Raw genomic sequence first — 15,211 nt, forward strand, 5'->3', positions numbered from 1 at the left:
GGGGTGGCCCTTCGAGGCGGGCCACGGAGATCTTGAGATCGGTGACGTCGGCGGCGACGGCGTCGATGCGGGTGCTGAGCTTCTCCTCGACCCCGTCGATGCGGGTGCCGAGTCTCTCTTCGACGGCGTCGATGCGGGTGCTGAGCTTCTCGTCGACGGCGTCGATGCGGCGGACCATCCAGGCGGCGCCGACGAACATGCTCGTGCCGAGCGTCACCACGACGCCGACGGCGCTCATGATGGTCGCGAGGGTCTCCGTGGACACGCGTGCTCTCCTTACTCGGCCGGGTACATCGACGACGTTACGCCGCTCATCCCGGTGTGCGCGCCGGTATTCCAGCATCTGTGAAGAGGTGGCGGAGGTTGCGCGATGTGGAGAAGAGGTCAGTGCGCCGCAGGCGTCTTCCGCGGTGCCCGGCCGGCGACGAGCATCAGCACCGGCACCAGCGCGCACAGCACCGCCGACACGAAGAACGTCGCGCTCGACGCGGGGTCGCGTCCGATCAGGAGGATCGCCGTCGGCACGAACGTGCCGCCGACGGCGCCGCATGCGACGAGAGCACCGGTCACGGCGGCGCTGCGAGCGGGATCGAGGCGGTCGAGCGCGAGGCCGAGGATGAGCCCGTAGCTGGGGGCCAGCAGCACGACCACCACAGCCAGCGCGATGAGCGCGCCCCCGGGGGCGGACTCCACCAGCATCCCGGTGACGGCCATCAGCACCGCAGCGGTGCTCGTCGCGGCGACCAGGATCACCACCGGCGACACCGCGAGTCGGCGCAGGGTCGCGGCACCGAAGCGCCCGATCGCCATGAGCGCCCAGAACGCCGAGGTCCCCAGGGCCGCCACACCGGGGTCGAGCGCGAGCGTCCGTGCCGGGATCACGGCCGACCACCCCGAGAGCACGGTCTCCACGCCGACGTAGAGCGGCAGCGCCACCGCGAACGGGAGCAGCGCGAGCAGGCCACGCGCATCGCGATGGGTCGGCTTCTCGGAGCGCGTGAAGGCGGTCGCCGGCCCTGCGAGCATCACGACGGTCAGGAGGGGTACGAGTGCCAGCACTCCGAGCACCGGCCGGATGTCGGATCCGGCGGCGACAAGCAGTGGCGTGACGGCCGCGCTCACGGCGACCGTGCCGAGGAGGGCGCTGAGCAGACCCGTCGCGCTGCCGACCGCCGCGGACTTCGCCGCCACGGATCCCGAGGCCTCCACCAGCCCGAAGCCGAACCCGGCGACGGCGGCTGCGGTGATGAACATCACCGGCGTGCCGGCCAGAGCCACCACGACGATGGCAGCGGCCTGGAGCGCGCTGCCGAACATCAGAGCGCTGCGCGGCGGCCGGTGCATCAGCAACGGCCCGGACACCAGCACTCCGACGAGGAGCCCGGCGAACAGTGCGGGCACCGCGACGCTGAGGTCGGCCGCCATCGCCCGTTCGGCGGAAGGCAGGATCGCCGGCAGGAAGGCGGCCGTGACGCCGAGTCCCGCGAAGGCGGTGAACAGCCCGGCCCGTGCGCGTCGGGCGTCGTCGATCACGCCCCGGTCGTCCGCACGCGGTGCACGGCGGCGAAGGTGTCGCGCAGCGCCTCCATCGAGCGATCGTAGTTCGACTGGGCGACACCGATGAAGATGCAGTCGACCACCATCAGCTGGGCGATCCTGCTGCCGAGAGCTCCGGAGCGGAAGCCGGTCTCGCGCGCGGCGGTCGTGAGCACGATGTCGGCCTGATCGGCCAGCGGAGCGCCGGCGTGGTTGGTGATCGCGATGGTGGTCGCTCCCGCCTGACGGGCCAGCAGCAGGAACTCGATGGTGTCGGTCGTGGCACCGGTGTGGGAGACCGCGATCGCGACGTTGCCCGGCCCGAGCGTCGCCGCCGAGGTCCAGGCGGCATGCGGGTCAGACCACTCCAGAGCGGTGCGCCCGATGCGAGTGAGCTTGCGCTGCAGGTCGAGCCCCACGATGGAGCTGGCGCCGACACCGAAGATGTCGACCCTGGTCGACGAGGTGATGGCGTCGACGGATGCGCGCAGCGATTCGGTGTCGAGCACCTTGGCGGTGTCGGCGAGGGAGAGGGTCTCGGCGAGAGAGACCTTCGCGACGATGTCGGTCAGGGTGTCGTTGCGATCGATGTCTCCGGAGACGGCGGGCAGCGCGGCCGTGTCGAAGGTCTCGCGCTCGACGTCGCGCAGCACGTGATTGCGGAGTTCCCGCACGTGCTCGTAGCCGAGGCGCTTGCAGAACCTGACGACCGAGGTGGTGGACGTGTCGCAGCGCTGGGCGAGCTCGGCGACCGAGAGGCCCGCGGTTCCCGCGGGGTCGGAGAGGAAGAGATCGGCGATGCGCTGCTCGCTCGGACGCAACTCGGGGCGGATCGCCCGCATGCGGACGAGCACGGGGTGTGCGCCGGCTTCGTCGCGGGCGGCTTCATGAGGCATGGGGTCTCCGATCACTGTTCATAACAGTAGAGGAACTTCTGTTACATCTGTAGTGACGTTCGTGTACTTTTGGTACCAACCAAGACCGACGACGTTCACGGGGCGGCAGGCAACAGCGCCTGACCCGACGCCACGGCGGCCGTCACACTCAGGAGGATCCAGCAATGAGCACAGCACGCTGGGCGTCACTCGGCGCTCTCACGGCGACGGGCCTCGCCTTCGCCCTCGTCATCACCGGGTGCTCCGCACCCGCATCCGACCCGAAGCCCTCAGAAGGCGCTGCCGGAGGCGACCTCGTCATCGGCGTCACCAGCGACCCCGACACCCTGTTCCCCTGGAAAGCCACCCAGTTCCAGGCCGTCAACGTGCTGCAGAACCTCTACGGCACGCTGACCGAGTTCGACGAGGACCTGAACGTGGTTCCCGGCCTCGCCGAGTCGTGGGACGTCTCCGAAGACGGCCTCACCCTGACCTTCCACCTGCGCGAGGGCGTCACGTTCGCCGACGGCAGCACGTTCGGTTCGGAAGACGTGAAGTACTCGCTCGATGCGATCGCGGCCGAGGCCACGGCTGCCGTCGCGCGCAGCTCTCTCGCCTCCGTCACCGCGGTCGAGGCCACGGACGAGAACACCGTCACCCTCACGCTCAGCGCTCCGGACGCCGCCCTGCCCGCCAACCTCGCCGTGATCAACATGGCGATGCTGTCCTCGGACGACACCGAGGAGGGTCTGAACACCACGCCCAACGGCACCGGGCCCTTCATCCTGGATGACCGCAAGGCGAGCCAGTCGCTCACGCTCGCCAAGAACGAGGACTACTGGGGTGACGCCGCACTGCTCGACACCGTCGAGTTCCGCGTGATCCCCGACGAGTCGTCGATCGTCTCGGCGATGCAGTCCGGCAATGTGCAGCTGGCCGTGTTCGACGACCCGCTCGTCGCACAGACCGCCGAGGGCGCCAACGTCGAGGTCGCCACGACCCCGCAGCTGAGCTACCACGCCCTGCAGCTGAACGCGCAGCGCGGCGACCTCGCCGACGTGAACGTGCGCCTCGCCATCCAGTGCGCGATCGACCGCCAGGAGGTGCTCGACACCGCGGCCCTCGGCGAGGGCGAGGTCACCGGCCCCATCACCTCTCCCGCATACAAGTCCGACCCCGATGCACGCCCCTGCCCGGAGCGCGACCTCGACAAGGCCGCCGAGTACCTGAAGAAGGCGGGCAAGGAGGACGGCGTCACCATCAAGACGATCGTCTCCCAGGGCGAGTACGCCACCTCGGTGAACGAGGCGCAGAACCTGAAGGCGCAGTTGGCCGACGCCGACATCACCCTCGACCTCGAGGTGCTCGAGTCCGGTGCGTTCGTCGACCGCTGGATCGCGGCCGACTTCGATGCCGCGGTCGCCCTCAACGGCGGTCGTCCCGACCCCGACGGCATGTACGGCCGCTACTTCACCAGCACCGGAAACCTGAACAAGGTCGCCGGCTACTCCTCGCCCGAGCTCGACGCGCTGTTCGCGGAGGGACGCCAGACGGCCGACCCCGACAAGCGCAAGGACATCTACGCGCAGGTCTCCGAGAACCTCGAGGACAACGCGGCGTGGATCTGGCTGTTCACGAGCTACACCTACACGGCGACCGCGTCGACCGTCGACGGCTTCGTCCCGATGGTGAACGGCTCGCTGCAGTACCTGCGGACCACCTCCATCAAGTAGCGGATCGAGGGGGCGCGGCCGCCCCGCGCCCCCTCCTTCCCCGACGACAGGCACCCACACACGCGCATGTTCAGACAGCTCCTCCGCAACAGCGTGCTGCGACGCATCCTCGCAGCCCTCGGCACGCTCCTCGGCGTCGCCATCTTCGTCTTCCTGATGCTGCGCGCCATCCCCGGCGACCAGATCAGCTCCGGCCTCGGCACCGAGGCAGCCGCGCTCACGCCCTCGCAGCGCGCCGCCCTCGAGGCGTACTACGGCCTCGACCAGCCGCTCATCGTGCAGTTCTTCTCCTGGCTCGGCAACATCTTCACGGGCAACCTCGGATTCTCCTCCCGGGCACAGACGAGCGTCCTCGACCTCACGGCCGCAGCCCTGCCCGTGACGTTCGAGCTCGCGATCATCTCGATCGTGATCGCGCTGGCCATCGGCATCCCGCTCGGCATGCTCTCCGCCTCGAAGCCCGACTCGTTCCGCGACGGCGTCGGACAGGTGGTGGGTCTCGCCGGTCTCTCGATCCCCGCGTTCCTGCTCGGCACCGCGTTGCTCGCCATCCTCGCCCAGTCGTTCGGATTCAACCCCAACGGGCAGGCGTACGCGACGCTCTTCGAGGACCCGCTGCTGAACCTGCAGCAGATGCTGCTGCCCTCGATCGTGCTCGGCTTCGGCATCGCCGCGCCGATCATGCGCACGACCCGCACCGCGGTGCTCGAGATCCGCTCCAACGACTTCATCCGCACCGCCAGGGCGAAGGGCGTGCCCCCGCGTCGACTGCAGGTGCGCCATGTGCTCGGCAATGCCCTGGTGCCGATCGTCACGATGACCGGTCTGCAGTTCGGCTACCTCCTCGGAGGTGCGGTCGTGGTGGAGCAGATCTTCTCGCTCCCCGGTATCGGACGCCAGGTGCTGCTGGGCATCCAGCAGAAGGAGTACGCGCTCGTGCAGAGCACCGTGCTCGTGATCGCCCTCGCCTTCGTCATCGTCAACCTGCTCACCGACCTGCTCTACCGGGTCATCGATCCTCGGGTGCGTGCCGCATGACCGACATCTCTCAGACTCCGACCATCGCGCCCGGCGGCGGGCGCACCATGGAGCGCGTGCGTCTCCTGCTGCGCAGCCGCAGCGGTCTCGCCGGCCTCATCATCGTCGTGCTGCTCGCGGTGCTGAGCCTCATCTCGGCGTTCGGCCTGCTGCCGTTCGATCCGCTCGCGCAGGATCCGCCGTCCCGTCTGCAGCCGCCGTCCGCCGTGCATTGGTTCGGCACCGACCAGTTCGGCCGTGACGTGTTCTCGCGCGTCGCAGCCGGCGTCGCCAACTCGGCGCTCATCTCCGTGGTCGCCGTGGCGTTCGCGACCGTCGTCGGCACGGTCTGCGGACTCATCGCCGGGTTCTACCGCGGGTTCTCCGACGGGGCGATCACCGCGATCACCAACGTGCTGTTCGCCTTCCCGCCGCTGCTGCTCGCCCTGTCGCTGGCGTCCGTGTTCGACCGCAACTGGTTCACCATCGCCGTGGCCATCGCGATCGTCTACGTGCCGATCTTCATCCGCGTCACGCGCGGACCCGTGCTGTCGCTGCGCGAGGTGGAGTACGTCAAGGCGGCCAAGAGCACGGGGCAGAGCCGCATGGCCACCATGTTCCGACACGTGCTGCCGAACATCACCTCGATCATCATCGTGCAGGTCACCCTCTCCCTCTCGTGGGCTGTGCTGACCGAGGCCTCGCTGAGCTTCCTCGGACTCGGCACGCCGCCGCCGGCGCCCTCGCTCGGGTCGATGATCTTCGAGGCGCGGACGCTCGTCACGATCGCCCCGTGGACGATGATCGCGCCGGGCGTGATCGTCGTGCTCCTCGTCGTCGGTCTGAACCTGCTCGGCGACGGCCTGCGCGACAGCCTCGACCCTCGGAACAGAGGAAAGCGATGACCATGGAGGATCTCGGCGCACTGGCCACCGAGGCCAGCGACCCCCGTTACGCGGAGCTCGACCGGATGAGCGTCGCCGAGCTCGCGCAGACCATGAACGAGGCGGATGCCACGGTGCCGGCCGCGGTGCAACGCGCTCTGCCGCAGATCGTGCCGGCGATCGAGGCGACGGCCGCCCGCATGGCGCAGGGCGGACGCCTGGTCTACGTCGGCGCAGGAACTCCCGGACGCATCGGCGTGCTCGATGCCTCCGAGTGCCCACCCACGTTCAGCACCCCGCCCGAGCTCGTGTTCGCGATCATGGCCGGCGGTCCGGGGGCGATCGTGAACCCGGTCGAGGGTGCGGAAGACGACGCGGAGGCGGGAGCTGCGGCCATCGACGCGGCGGGGATCGGTCCGCTCGACACCGTGATCGGCATCGCCTCCAGCGGACGCACGCCGTACGTGATCGCGGCAGTGCGCCGGGCACGCGAGCGCGGAGCGCTCAGCATCGGCCTTTCGTGCAACGTCGACACCGCGCTGAGTGCCGCCGCCGAACACGGCATCGAGGTCGAGGTCGGTCCGGAGGTGCTCTCCGGCTCCACCCGTCTCAAGTCGGGTACCGCGCAGAAGCTCGTGCTCAACATGTTCTCGACCATCTCGATGGTCCGGAACGGCAAGGCCTACGGCAACCTGATGGTGGATGTGAAGGCCACCAACCACAAGCTGCGCGAGAGGGCGATCCGGATGGTGCAGACCATCGCGGACGTCGACCGCCCCGCCGCCGTCGCCGCCCTCGAGGCCGCGGCCTACGACGTGAAGCTCGCGTCGATCATGATCCGCCGCGGTGAGGACCTCGCCGCGGCCACCGCACGACTGGACGCGGCCGATGGTCGGCTGCGCACCGCACTGGAGGAGAACTGATGCGCGTCCTCGGACTGATCTCCGGCACCTCGCACGACGGGATCGATGCCGCCGTCGTCGACTTCACGACCAGCGGAGGGTTCACCGACCACGGCGTGGATCTGCGCGGGAGAGTGCTCGCGGCGACGAGCGTGCCCTACGCGCCCGAGCTGCGGGCACGGCTGATCGCGGCACTGCCGCCGGCGCAGACCACCCTTGCCGAGGTCGCCGAGCTCGACACGCTCATCGGCCAGGCGTTCGCCGAGGTCGCCGCCGACATCGCCGCAGAGGTCGGCGGCGTCGATGCGGTCTGTTCGCACGGTCAGACCGTGTACCACTGGGTCGACGGCGCCCACGCGCTCGGCACCCTGCAGATCGGTCAGCCCGCCTGGATCGCCGAGAAGGTCGGCGTGCCCGTGGTGTCCGACATCCGCATCCGCGACATCACCGCGGGAGGACACGGAGCTCCGCTGGTGTCGTTCCTGGACGAGCTGCTGCTGCGCGGCCGCGCCGGCGTCTCGGCGGCGCTGAACCTGGGTGGCATCTCGAACATGACCGTGGTGCGGCCCGACGGCCTGGTCGCCTATGACATCGGACCGGCGAACGCGCTGGTCGACGCGGTCATCGTGGAGCACGGCGTCAATCCGCTCGGCTATGACGACGACGCCGCGATCGCCCGCACCGGACAGGTCGATGAGGCGCTCCTGGCCGCGCTGCTCGACGACCCGTATTACGCGCTCACTCCGCCGAAGAGCACCGGCAAGGAGCACTTCCACCTCGGCTACGTGCACGAGCACCTGGCAGCGCAGGGCCGCGAGATCGCGGTCGCCGATGTCGTGCGCACGCTCACCGAGCTGACCGTGCGCACCGTCGCGCGCGACGTGGAAGCCGCCGGGATCGGATTCCTCGCCGTGTCAGGTGGCGGCTGCCGCAACCCGCTGATCCTCGAGGGGCTGCGCGCCGCGCTCCCCGGGACCGAGGTCGTGCTGGCGGACGAGCTGGGGGCTGCGGCCGACAGCAAGGAGGCGATCCTCCTGGCGCTGATCGGCTGGTCCACGATGCACGGCGTGCCCGCGATCGTCCCCGGCGGCACGGGAGCGCGCGAGCCCCGGATCCTGGGCACCATCACGCCGGGCGTCGGCCCGCTGCAGATGCCGGAGCCCGTCGCCGCCATCGACTCCCTCGTGCTCACGGAGGCCCCGGCATCGTGAGTCTCCAGGTGCGCCCCGCCACCCCGGATGACCTGTCCGGGGTGCTCGGCGTGTTCCTCGCCTGTTGGCGGGAGAGCTATCGCGGCGTGCTCTCGGATGCGGCGATCTATGCGATGACCGACGAGCGGGCGGAAGCGCTGTGGCGTCGGGTGCTCGCCGACCCGCGGGGCGTCGTGCTGCTGGCCGAACGCGAGGGCGAGATCGTCGGGATCACCCGCTACGCCGCCCCCACCGGTGACGACACCACCGGTGATGACACCACCGGTGATGACACCACCGCAGACGACGACCGTGTGGACGGGGCCGTGCACTCGCTGTACGTCTCGCCCCGAGCCCACGGCGGCGGGATCGGCGGCGCACTGCTGGCACGCGCGTCCGACGACCTGAGGGCGGCGGGGGCCGAGGCGGCGACGCTCTGGGTGTTCGCGGCCAATGCCCCCTCGATCGGGTTCTACGAGTCGAAGGGCTGGCACGCAGACGGGGCCACCCGCACGCAGCCGGAGTTCGGCGAGCCGGAGCAGCGTATGCGCAAGGAGTGGGCATGAGCGCGGGATCGAACGCCGTGGTGGGTCTCCGCGTGCTCCGGGTTTCGTCGCCCCTGGTGCGCCCCTTCGTCACGGCCGTGCGCCGCACCGACCATCTCGACGTCGTGCTCGTCGAGGTCACGGATGCCGACGGTCGCCACGGATACGGGGAGGCCGCCACGAGCTGGCGTGTCACGGGGGAGAGCCCGCCGAGCGTGGCCGCTGCCGTGGCGGGGCCGCTCTCCGAAGTCGTCCTCGGCCGTCGCGCCGATGACGCAGGGATCGCAGCCGACATCGCACGGTCCGTCTGGGGCAATGCCGCCGCCCGCAGCGCGATCGAGTGCGCCGTCGCCGACCTCGCCGCCCGGCAGCGGGGATCGTCGCTCGTCGCCGACCTCTCTCGCAGCCCCGCTGCCGTGCACAACTCCTCAAGACCGTCGCGCATCCGCACCGACATGACCCTGTCCGCGGGGGAGTCGTCGGCGTTGGCGCTGCTTTCCGAGGAACACGTCACCGCGGGCTTCGGCTGCCTCAAGATCAAGGCCTCCGCCGCGCACGACACCGTCGCCGGACTCCGTGCCGTCCGCGCCGCGGTCGGGCCCGAGATCACGCTGCGCGTCGACGCGAACCAGGCCTGGGACGCCGAGACGGCGATCCGCATCATCCGTGCCGCAGAGGACGCGGGGCTCGGGGTCGAGCTGGTCGAGCAGCCGGTCGCCGCGCACGACCTGGACGCGCTCGCCGCCGTGACCGACGCGGTGGACACCCCGATCATGGCCGACGAGTCGGTGCGTACGGCGCGCGATGTGCGTCGGATCTCCGACCGCGGTGCCGCCGACCTCGTGAACATCAAGCTCGCCAAGACCGGCGGTCTCGCCGAGGCGCTCGCTGCCGCTGAGGCGGCGCGTGCGGCCGGGCTCGGCCTCGTGATCGGCTGCATGATGGAGTCGCACGTCGGAGTGAGCGCGGCCGCCCATCTCGCGGCCGCCGTCGCCCCTGATGTCGTGCACGATCTGGACGCGGCGTTCTGGCTGCAGAGCTCGCCGGTGACCGGCGGAGTCGCGCTGACCCGGGATGAGCTCGACCTCGGCATCGAACTCGGCAGGGGGAACGGCATCGGCATCACGGGTCTCGTCGCCGAAGAGTCGGAGATCCTCCTCGACCTCTCCGCGGGAGCAGGGGTGAGTGCATGAGCGCCGACGCAGCGGTCTCCGTGGTCCTGGCCGCACCCTCCGCCCCGCGCGGCGTCGTCGCGGGTGTCATCACGGACGCCGGGCGGGATGTCGCCGCCGGCGGTCTGGCCGACCTCGCCGGGACCGCCATGACCACCGGCACCGCCTTCGACATCGCCTCGGTGTCGAAGGTCGCCGCGACCACCACCGCGGTCCTCCGGCTGGTCAGCGGCGGCGAGCTGGGCTTCGACGACCCGGTCGACCGCTTCGTCCCCGGCACCGCCTGCGCGCCCGGGACGACCGTCCGCCACCTGCTGCAGCACCGTGCCGGTCTCTGGGAGTGGCAGCCGCTGTACCTCGACCGCGAGCATGCCGGGGATCCGGCGAGGGCGATCGACGCGATCCCGCTCCGATACGCCCTCGACGAAGGTCGACACTACTCCGACCTGGGGTTCATGCTGCTCGGTCGAATCATCGCCGCGATCGCCGGACAGCCCCTGGACGCCGCAGTGCAGGAACTCGTCACCGCGCCGCTCGGTCTCGCCCGCACCGGCTACGGTCCCGTCGGTCAGCCCGTCGCCTCCTCCGCTGTCGGCGATGCCGCCGAGCGCCGAATGGTCGCGACCGGAGTGCCGTACCCCGTGCTCACCGCGGACACCGACTTCGCCTGGCGCACCGACGAGATCAGCGGTGTCGTGAACGACGGGAACTGCTTCCACGCCCTCGGTGGCGTGTCCGGGCATGCGGGGTTCTTCAGCACCGCCGACGACCTGTTGACCCTCGGTGCCGCGCTCGCCGCACCCGAACGGCACCCGGAGCTCTGGGAGCCGGATGCCGTGGCCGAGCTGTTCCGAGACGGCCCCGACACCGGCCAGGCACTGGGGTGGCGCAGCGACACGGTGGCCGTCGCCGGTCGGCCCACCCGGATGCTCTGGCATCCCGGCTTCACCGGATGCGCGCTCGGGATCGTGCCGGGGACCGGTACGTCCGCGGTGCTGCTGACCAACCGACTCTTCGCCTCCGAACCCGTGCCGACCGAGACGCTGTGGCGCGCAGCGCTCCCCGCGCTCCTGCCCGGCGGCACCGATCCCGGCAACAACGCCTCTGACAACGCTTTCGACACTGAAGGAACGAGTACCCCATGAGCACCACCGAGCCCGTGCTGAGCATCAGCGGCCTCGCCGTCGCCTTCCGGACCGGTTCCGAGCTGGTCACCGCGGTCAGCGACGTCACCATCGACATCGCCGCAGGTGAGACCGTCGCGGTCGTGGGGGAGTCGGGGTCGGGCAAGTCGACCACTGCGGCCGCGGTCAACCGTCTGCTGCCGGAGAACGGCGTGATCACGGCCGGCAGCATCCGCTTCGACGGTCGTGAGCTGACCGATCTGCCCGAGAACGCGATGATCTCGCTGAGGGGCGCCGGGATCGGGCTCGTGCCGCAGGATCCGATGTCGAACCTCAACCCGCTCATGCGCGTGGGCGAGCAGATCGGCGAAGCGCTCGAGGTGCACGGGTACACGCGCGGCGACGCCACCACGGCACGGGTCGTCGAGCTGCTGGAGATGGTGGGGATCGCCGATGCCGCGCAGCGCGCGCACCAGTATCCGCACGAGTTCTCCGGCGGCATGCGTCAGCGTGTCCTGATCGCGATGGGCCTGGCCTGCAAGCCGCGCCTGCTGATCGCCGACGAGCCCACCTCCGCGCTCGACGTGACCGTGCAGCGCCGCATCCTCGACCAGCTCGATTCGCTCACCGACGAACTCGGCACTGCGGTCTTCCTGATCACGCACGACCTCGCCCTCGCCGCCGAGCGCGCCGACCGCATCGTGGTGATGTTCCGCGGTCGTGTGGTCGAGGAGGGCACCTCCGCCCAGGTGCTCGGCGCCCCGCAGCACGAGTACACCAAGCAGCTGCTCGCCGCGGCTCCGAGCCTCGCCTCGCACCGTGACGCCCTGCCGCAGCGCGAGACCTCAACGGGTACACCGTTCGTCGAGATCCGCGACCTCCGCAAGGAGTTCGCCCTGCGCGCGCCCAAGCCGGGGGAGCCCGAGACGTTCACCGCCGTCGACGGGGTCAGCTTCGAGATCCGCCGCGGCACGACGGTCTCGATCGTGGGCGAGTCGGGATCCGGCAAGTCGACCACGGCGAACATGGTGCTCGGCCTCGAGGATGCCACGTCGGGGTCGATCCTGTTCGACGGGCTCGACCTGACCACGCTCCGGCGCAAAGAGCTGTTCGCCCTGCGCCGTCGCGTGCAGCCCGTGTTCCAGAACCCCTACGCCTCGCTCGACCCGCGTTACACGGTCGAGCAGTCGATCGCCGAGCCCCTGCGCGTGCACCGCATCGGCACCGCGGCCACCCGGCACTCGCGCGTGCTCGAGCTGCTGGAGCAGGTGGCCCTGCCCGCGGCCATGGCCGAACGACTGCCGCATGAGCTCTCCGGAGGGCAGCGTCAGCGCGTGGCGATCGCCCGGGCACTCGCGCTCGAACCCGAGCTGGTGGTGCTGGACGAGGCGGTGTCGGCCCTCGACGTGCTGGTGCAGGCGCAGATCCTCGACCTGCTCGCCGACCTGCAGAAGCGGCTCGGGCTCAGCTACCTCTTCATCAGCCACGACCTCGCGGTGGTGCGCATGATCTCCGACGAGGTGCACGTCATGCAGCGCGGTGTCGTGGTCGAGAGCGGCACCCCCGAGCGCATCTTCGACGCCCCGCAGCACCCGTACACGCGAGAGCTTCTCGCCGCGATCCCCGGGGCGTCTCTGGCGTCCTGATCGCGCTCGGTCGTCGACCACCGCCGTCGTCGACGACCGCAGGTTCAGCGCTTGCGGTCGTCGTCGTCCCAGGGGCCTTCCCACCAGCCGGCGCGGTCGTCGTCGCCGGGGCCGCGCCGACGGGAGCGGACGAACTGCACGATGAAGACCGTCAGCGTCGACAGCAGGATCACGAACATCACGAGGAACAGCAGGTCGCTCTGGTTCATGGGCGTCTCCCTTCCGCAGCGTCCGCCACGATCTTGGCGATGCGCGCCGCCCGGGTCTCCGGTCTCTTGGCCATCGCGATGTGGGTGAGTCCGAACTTCTTCACCGACTTCGGGAATGCGTCCCAGTTCGCGCGCGCGACGGGCAGAGCATCGAGCGCGGTGGTGAGTTCGTCCGGCTCGATACCCGCCTCCGGTCCGTCGAGCACGGTCCACGAGCCGTTGGCCTTCGCCGTCTCCAGCGCTCGGATGCCGGCGGGTGCGAGCATTCCTGCCGCTTCCAGTTCGGCGATGCGCGCCTTGTTGGTGGCCGCCCACCCGCTGCCGGGACGCCGCGGCGAGAACCACTGCCCGTTGGCGCGGTCGTCCGTCCCGTCGCCGAACACGCGCACGGGGCCGTCGATCCATCCGAAGCAGAGCGCCTGACGGACGGCATCCTCGTAGCCGACGCCGTCCGACGCCCCGCGCACGCTCAGCAGCCAGACCCCCGCCGTGCGCTCGTGATTCTCCTCGAGCCAGGCGCGCCACGCCGCCGCATCAGCGGCCCGGAACCGTTCCCCCTCGTCCAGCGCGCCCACGGGCTACTTCTTCGTCTTGCCCGGCTTCACCGTCGTGATCGTCTCGGTGATCCGCGGCAGCAGGTCGGCCACCGACTGCACGATCTCGTCGGGGCGGAACGGGTACTTCTCGATCTCGGCCTGGTCGCTGATCCCGGTGAGCACCAGCACGGTGTGCAGGCCCGCCTCGATGCCGGCGACGACGTCGGTGTCCATGCGGTCGCCGATCATGCCCGTTCGCTTCGAGTGCGCGCCGATCTTGTTCAGCGCCGAGCGGAACATCATGGGGTTCGGCTTGCCGACGACGTAGGGCTCCTTGCCCGTGGCCTTCGTGATGAGGGCGGCGATGGCTCCGGTGGCCGGCAGTGGACCGTCGGTGCTCGGCCCCGTGGCGTCGGGGTTCGTCACGATGAAGCGTGCGCCGCCGATGATGAGCCGGATCGCCTTCGTGATCGCCTCGAAGGAGTAGTTGCGCGTCTCGCCGACCACCACGAAGTCCGGGTTCGTCTCGGTCATGATGAAGCCGGCGTCGTGCAGGGCGGTGAGGATGCCGGCCTCGCCGATCACGAAGGCCGAGCCGCCGGGGAGCTGCTGCTTCAGGAAGTCGGCTGTCGCGAGCGCCGAGGTCCAGATGCGCTCCTCTGGCACATGCAGGCCGCTGATGCGCAGGCGTGCGGACAGGTCGCGTGCGGTGAAGATCGAGTTGTTGGTGAGCACCAGGTACGGGATGCCGGCGCTCTCCCATCCGGCGAGCAGTTCGGATGCTCCGGGGATGGCGTCGTTCTCATGGACGAGCACGCCGTCCATGTCGGTGAGCCAGCATTCGATGTCGTCACGTTTTGCCATGTGCACAGCCTAGGGGCCGCACCTTTCCGGCGTCAGGCCGTGAGCCAGATCGCGTCGGCGGCGTGCGCGACCTCGGCCTCCGCGCCGCCGACGGAGAAGCCGCCGTCGGTCACCTCGACCTCGACGCCCACGGCGATCCCGGCAGCTTCGACGGCGCGGAGCACCTCGGGGTCCTGGTCGCTCACCCGCAGCACGCGGCCGACGTGTCCGACAGGGGCATCGGCGAGCAGCACGAACGGAGCGCGTTCGATGCGGCCCTCGGCGTCCGGGATCGCGTCGCCGTGCGGGTCGAAGCGGGGGCGTCCCAGGCGCGCATCGATGCCCTCCAGCAGCCGGTCGCTGATGGTGTGCTCGAGCACCTCGGCCTCGTCGTGCACCTCGTCCCAGCCGTAGTCAAACTCCTGCACCAGCCAGGTCTCGACCAGGCGGTGCCGACGCACCATGGCCAGCGCGCGCTTCGTCCCTGCCTCGGTCAATCGCACCGCTCCGTAGGGCACGTGCGAGACGAGTCCGGCGGCGGCGAGCTTCTTCACCATCTCGGTTACCGACGATGGCGCGATACCGAGCTTCGCGGCCAGCACCGAGGGGGTGATCGGTGCGTCCTGCCACTCGGTATGCGCGTAGACGGTCTTCAGATAGTCGTCAGCTGCAGGGGATGCCACCCGCCCAGCCTACGTGGTGCTCTCGCGCGCCCATGCGGTGAGTCCGTGGATGAGCGCCCGCACCCCGATCTCGAACGTGCGGCGGGCGGGGTCGGTGCTGAGCCGGGCCCTGGCGGCCTCGGCCTCGGCGAAGGTCGGGAACTGCGGGGCGAGCTCTCCCGGTGCCATGTTGTCGGCGGGGGCGAGGGCGTCCAGCGCGGAGCCGATGATGAACGACTCCAGTGCCACGATGGCGTCCACGATGGTCTCGGTGGGCCACCCGTCGTGCGCGAGCAGGCGTGCGATCTGGTCGTAGTCGGCGAACGAGCCTTCGTCG

Annotated in this window: 17 protein-coding genes; 9 read left to right on the top strand and 8 right to left on the bottom strand. The window is 70.3% G+C overall.

Going from position 1 to position 15,211, the window contains the following annotated elements; genetic code table 11:
* From AX744_RS05745 to AX744_RS05755, 3 genes are all read right to left on the bottom strand, one after another.
* Positions 1-265 (bottom strand): hypothetical protein (locus tag AX744_RS05745; RefSeq protein ID WP_061015753.1); only part of this gene is annotated, 265 nt, incomplete at its 3' end.
* 119 nt (positions 266-384) lie between these two features.
* Positions 385-1,533 (bottom strand): MFS transporter, encoded by a 1,149-nt coding sequence (locus AX744_RS05750; protein WP_061015755.1) that lies wholly within the window; start codon positions 1,531-1,533, stop codon positions 385-387.
* A complete protein-coding gene (locus AX744_RS05755; protein WP_058631721.1) occupies positions 1,530-2,432 on the bottom strand; it encodes a MurR/RpiR family transcriptional regulator in 903 nt (300 codons plus the stop codon). The genes AX744_RS05750 and AX744_RS05755 overlap by 4 nt, the downstream gene beginning before the upstream one ends.
* 164 nt (positions 2,433-2,596) lie before the next feature.
* Here AX744_RS05755 and AX744_RS05760 point away from each other — a divergent pair, with 164 nt between their 5' ends.
* The 9 genes from AX744_RS05760 to AX744_RS05800 all read left to right on the top strand — a co-directional run bounded on the left by AX744_RS05760 (position 2,597) and on the right by AX744_RS05800 (position 12,624).
* On the top strand, positions 2,597-4,144 hold the full coding sequence (locus AX744_RS05760) for an ABC transporter substrate-binding protein (RefSeq protein WP_061015757.1): 1,548 nt from the start codon (positions 2,597-2,599) through the stop codon (positions 4,142-4,144).
* Between the two features lie 66 nt (positions 4,145-4,210).
* Positions 4,211-5,182 carry an ABC transporter permease gene (locus AX744_RS05765; protein ID WP_046747453.1) on the top strand — a complete coding sequence of 324 codons (972 nt, stop codon included), beginning with the start codon at positions 4,211-4,213 and terminating at the stop codon, positions 5,180-5,182.
* On the top strand, positions 5,179-6,066 hold the full coding sequence (locus tag AX744_RS05770) for an ABC transporter permease (RefSeq protein ID WP_061015759.1): 888 nt from the start codon (positions 5,179-5,181) through the stop codon (positions 6,064-6,066). Before AX744_RS05765 ends, AX744_RS05770 begins: the two co-directional genes overlap by 4 nt.
* Positions 6,063-6,968, top strand: coding sequence for an N-acetylmuramic acid 6-phosphate etherase (murQ, locus tag AX744_RS05775; RefSeq protein ID WP_061015761.1), 906 nt, complete (start codon positions 6,063-6,065; stop codon positions 6,966-6,968). The genes AX744_RS05770 and murQ overlap by 4 nt, the downstream gene beginning before the upstream one ends.
* Entirely contained in the window at positions 6,968-8,158 is a 1,191-nt protein-coding gene (locus tag AX744_RS05780; protein WP_061015763.1) for an anhydro-N-acetylmuramic acid kinase, read from the top strand. Before murQ ends, AX744_RS05780 begins: the two co-directional genes overlap by 1 nt.
* Positions 8,155-8,703 (top strand): GNAT family N-acetyltransferase, encoded by a 549-nt coding sequence (locus AX744_RS05785; RefSeq protein WP_061015765.1) that lies wholly within the window; start codon positions 8,155-8,157, stop codon positions 8,701-8,703. Before AX744_RS05780 ends, AX744_RS05785 begins: the two co-directional genes overlap by 4 nt.
* A complete protein-coding gene (locus tag AX744_RS05790; protein WP_061015767.1) occupies positions 8,700-9,875 on the top strand; it encodes an enolase C-terminal domain-like protein in 1,176 nt (391 codons plus the stop codon). Before AX744_RS05785 ends, AX744_RS05790 begins: the two co-directional genes overlap by 4 nt.
* Positions 9,872-10,999 (top strand): serine hydrolase domain-containing protein, encoded by a 1,128-nt coding sequence (locus tag AX744_RS05795; RefSeq protein ID WP_061015770.1) that lies wholly within the window; start codon positions 9,872-9,874, stop codon positions 10,997-10,999. Before AX744_RS05790 ends, AX744_RS05795 begins: the two co-directional genes overlap by 4 nt.
* On the top strand, positions 10,996-12,624 hold the full coding sequence (locus AX744_RS05800; protein ID WP_061015772.1) for an ABC transporter ATP-binding protein: 1,629 nt from the start codon (positions 10,996-10,998) through the stop codon (positions 12,622-12,624). Before AX744_RS05795 ends, AX744_RS05800 begins: the two co-directional genes overlap by 4 nt.
* 44 nt (positions 12,625-12,668) lie before the next feature.
* On the opposite strand, the gene AX744_RS20570 is transcribed toward AX744_RS05800, so the two are convergent.
* The 5 genes from AX744_RS20570 to AX744_RS05820 form a co-directional block, all read right to left on the bottom strand.
* Complete coding sequence (locus tag AX744_RS20570) at positions 12,669-12,833, bottom strand: hypothetical protein (protein WP_164734122.1); 165 nt, start codon at positions 12,831-12,833, stop codon at positions 12,669-12,671.
* Entirely contained in the window at positions 12,830-13,408 is a 579-nt protein-coding gene (locus AX744_RS05805; protein ID WP_046747459.1) for a YdeI/OmpD-associated family protein, read from the bottom strand. Before AX744_RS05805 ends, AX744_RS20570 begins: the two co-directional genes overlap by 4 nt.
* Before the next feature lie 3 nt (positions 13,409-13,411).
* Positions 13,412-14,233 carry an HAD-IIA family hydrolase gene (locus tag AX744_RS05810; RefSeq protein WP_046747460.1) on the bottom strand — a complete coding sequence of 274 codons (822 nt, stop codon included), beginning with the start codon at positions 14,231-14,233 and terminating at the stop codon, positions 13,412-13,414.
* 32 nt (positions 14,234-14,265) lie between these two features.
* Complete coding sequence (locus AX744_RS05815; protein ID WP_046747461.1) at positions 14,266-14,895, bottom strand: metal-dependent transcriptional regulator; 630 nt, start codon at positions 14,893-14,895, stop codon at positions 14,266-14,268.
* 9 nt (positions 14,896-14,904) lie between these two features.
* A partial coding sequence (locus tag AX744_RS05820; protein ID WP_197429160.1) for a TetR/AcrR family transcriptional regulator C-terminal domain-containing protein occupies positions 14,905-15,211 on the bottom strand: 307 nt, incomplete at its 5' end.

The sequence above is a fragment of the Microbacterium sp. CCH5-D1 genome, assembly GCF_001557335.1.
GTDB classification, from domain to species: Bacteria; Actinomycetota; Actinomycetes; order Actinomycetales; family Microbacteriaceae; genus Microbacterium; species Microbacterium oxydans.

Bases quoted from the DNA above. Each gene is read 5' to 3' on its own strand.
- AX744_RS05755 (WP_058631721.1), bottom strand. From the start codon at position 2,432: ATGCCTCATGAAGCCGCCCGCGACGAAGCCGGCGCACACCCCGTGCTC.
- AX744_RS05760 (WP_061015757.1), top strand. From the start codon at position 2,597: ATGAGCACAGCACGCTGGGCGTCACTCGGCGCTCTCACGGCGACGGGC.
- AX744_RS05765 (WP_046747453.1), top strand. From the start codon at position 4,211: ATGTTCAGACAGCTCCTCCGCAACAGCGTGCTGCGACGCATCCTCGCA.
- AX744_RS05770 (WP_061015759.1), top strand. From the start codon at position 5,179: ATGACCGACATCTCTCAGACTCCGACCATCGCGCCCGGCGGCGGGCGC.
- murQ (WP_061015761.1), top strand. From the start codon at position 6,063: ATGACCATGGAGGATCTCGGCGCACTGGCCACCGAGGCCAGCGACCCC.
- AX744_RS05780 (WP_061015763.1), top strand. From the start codon at position 6,968: ATGCGCGTCCTCGGACTGATCTCCGGCACCTCGCACGACGGGATCGAT.
- AX744_RS05790 (WP_061015767.1), top strand. From the start codon at position 8,700: ATGAGCGCGGGATCGAACGCCGTGGTGGGTCTCCGCGTGCTCCGGGTT.
- AX744_RS05795 (WP_061015770.1), top strand. From the start codon at position 9,872: ATGAGCGCCGACGCAGCGGTCTCCGTGGTCCTGGCCGCACCCTCCGCC.
- AX744_RS05800 (WP_061015772.1), top strand. From the start codon at position 10,996: ATGAGCACCACCGAGCCCGTGCTGAGCATCAGCGGCCTCGCCGTCGCC.
- AX744_RS20570 (WP_164734122.1), bottom strand. From the start codon at position 12,833: ATGAACCAGAGCGACCTGCTGTTCCTCGTGATGTTCGTGATCCTGCTG.
- AX744_RS05810 (WP_046747460.1), bottom strand. From the start codon at position 14,233: ATGGCAAAACGTGACGACATCGAATGCTGGCTCACCGACATGGACGGC.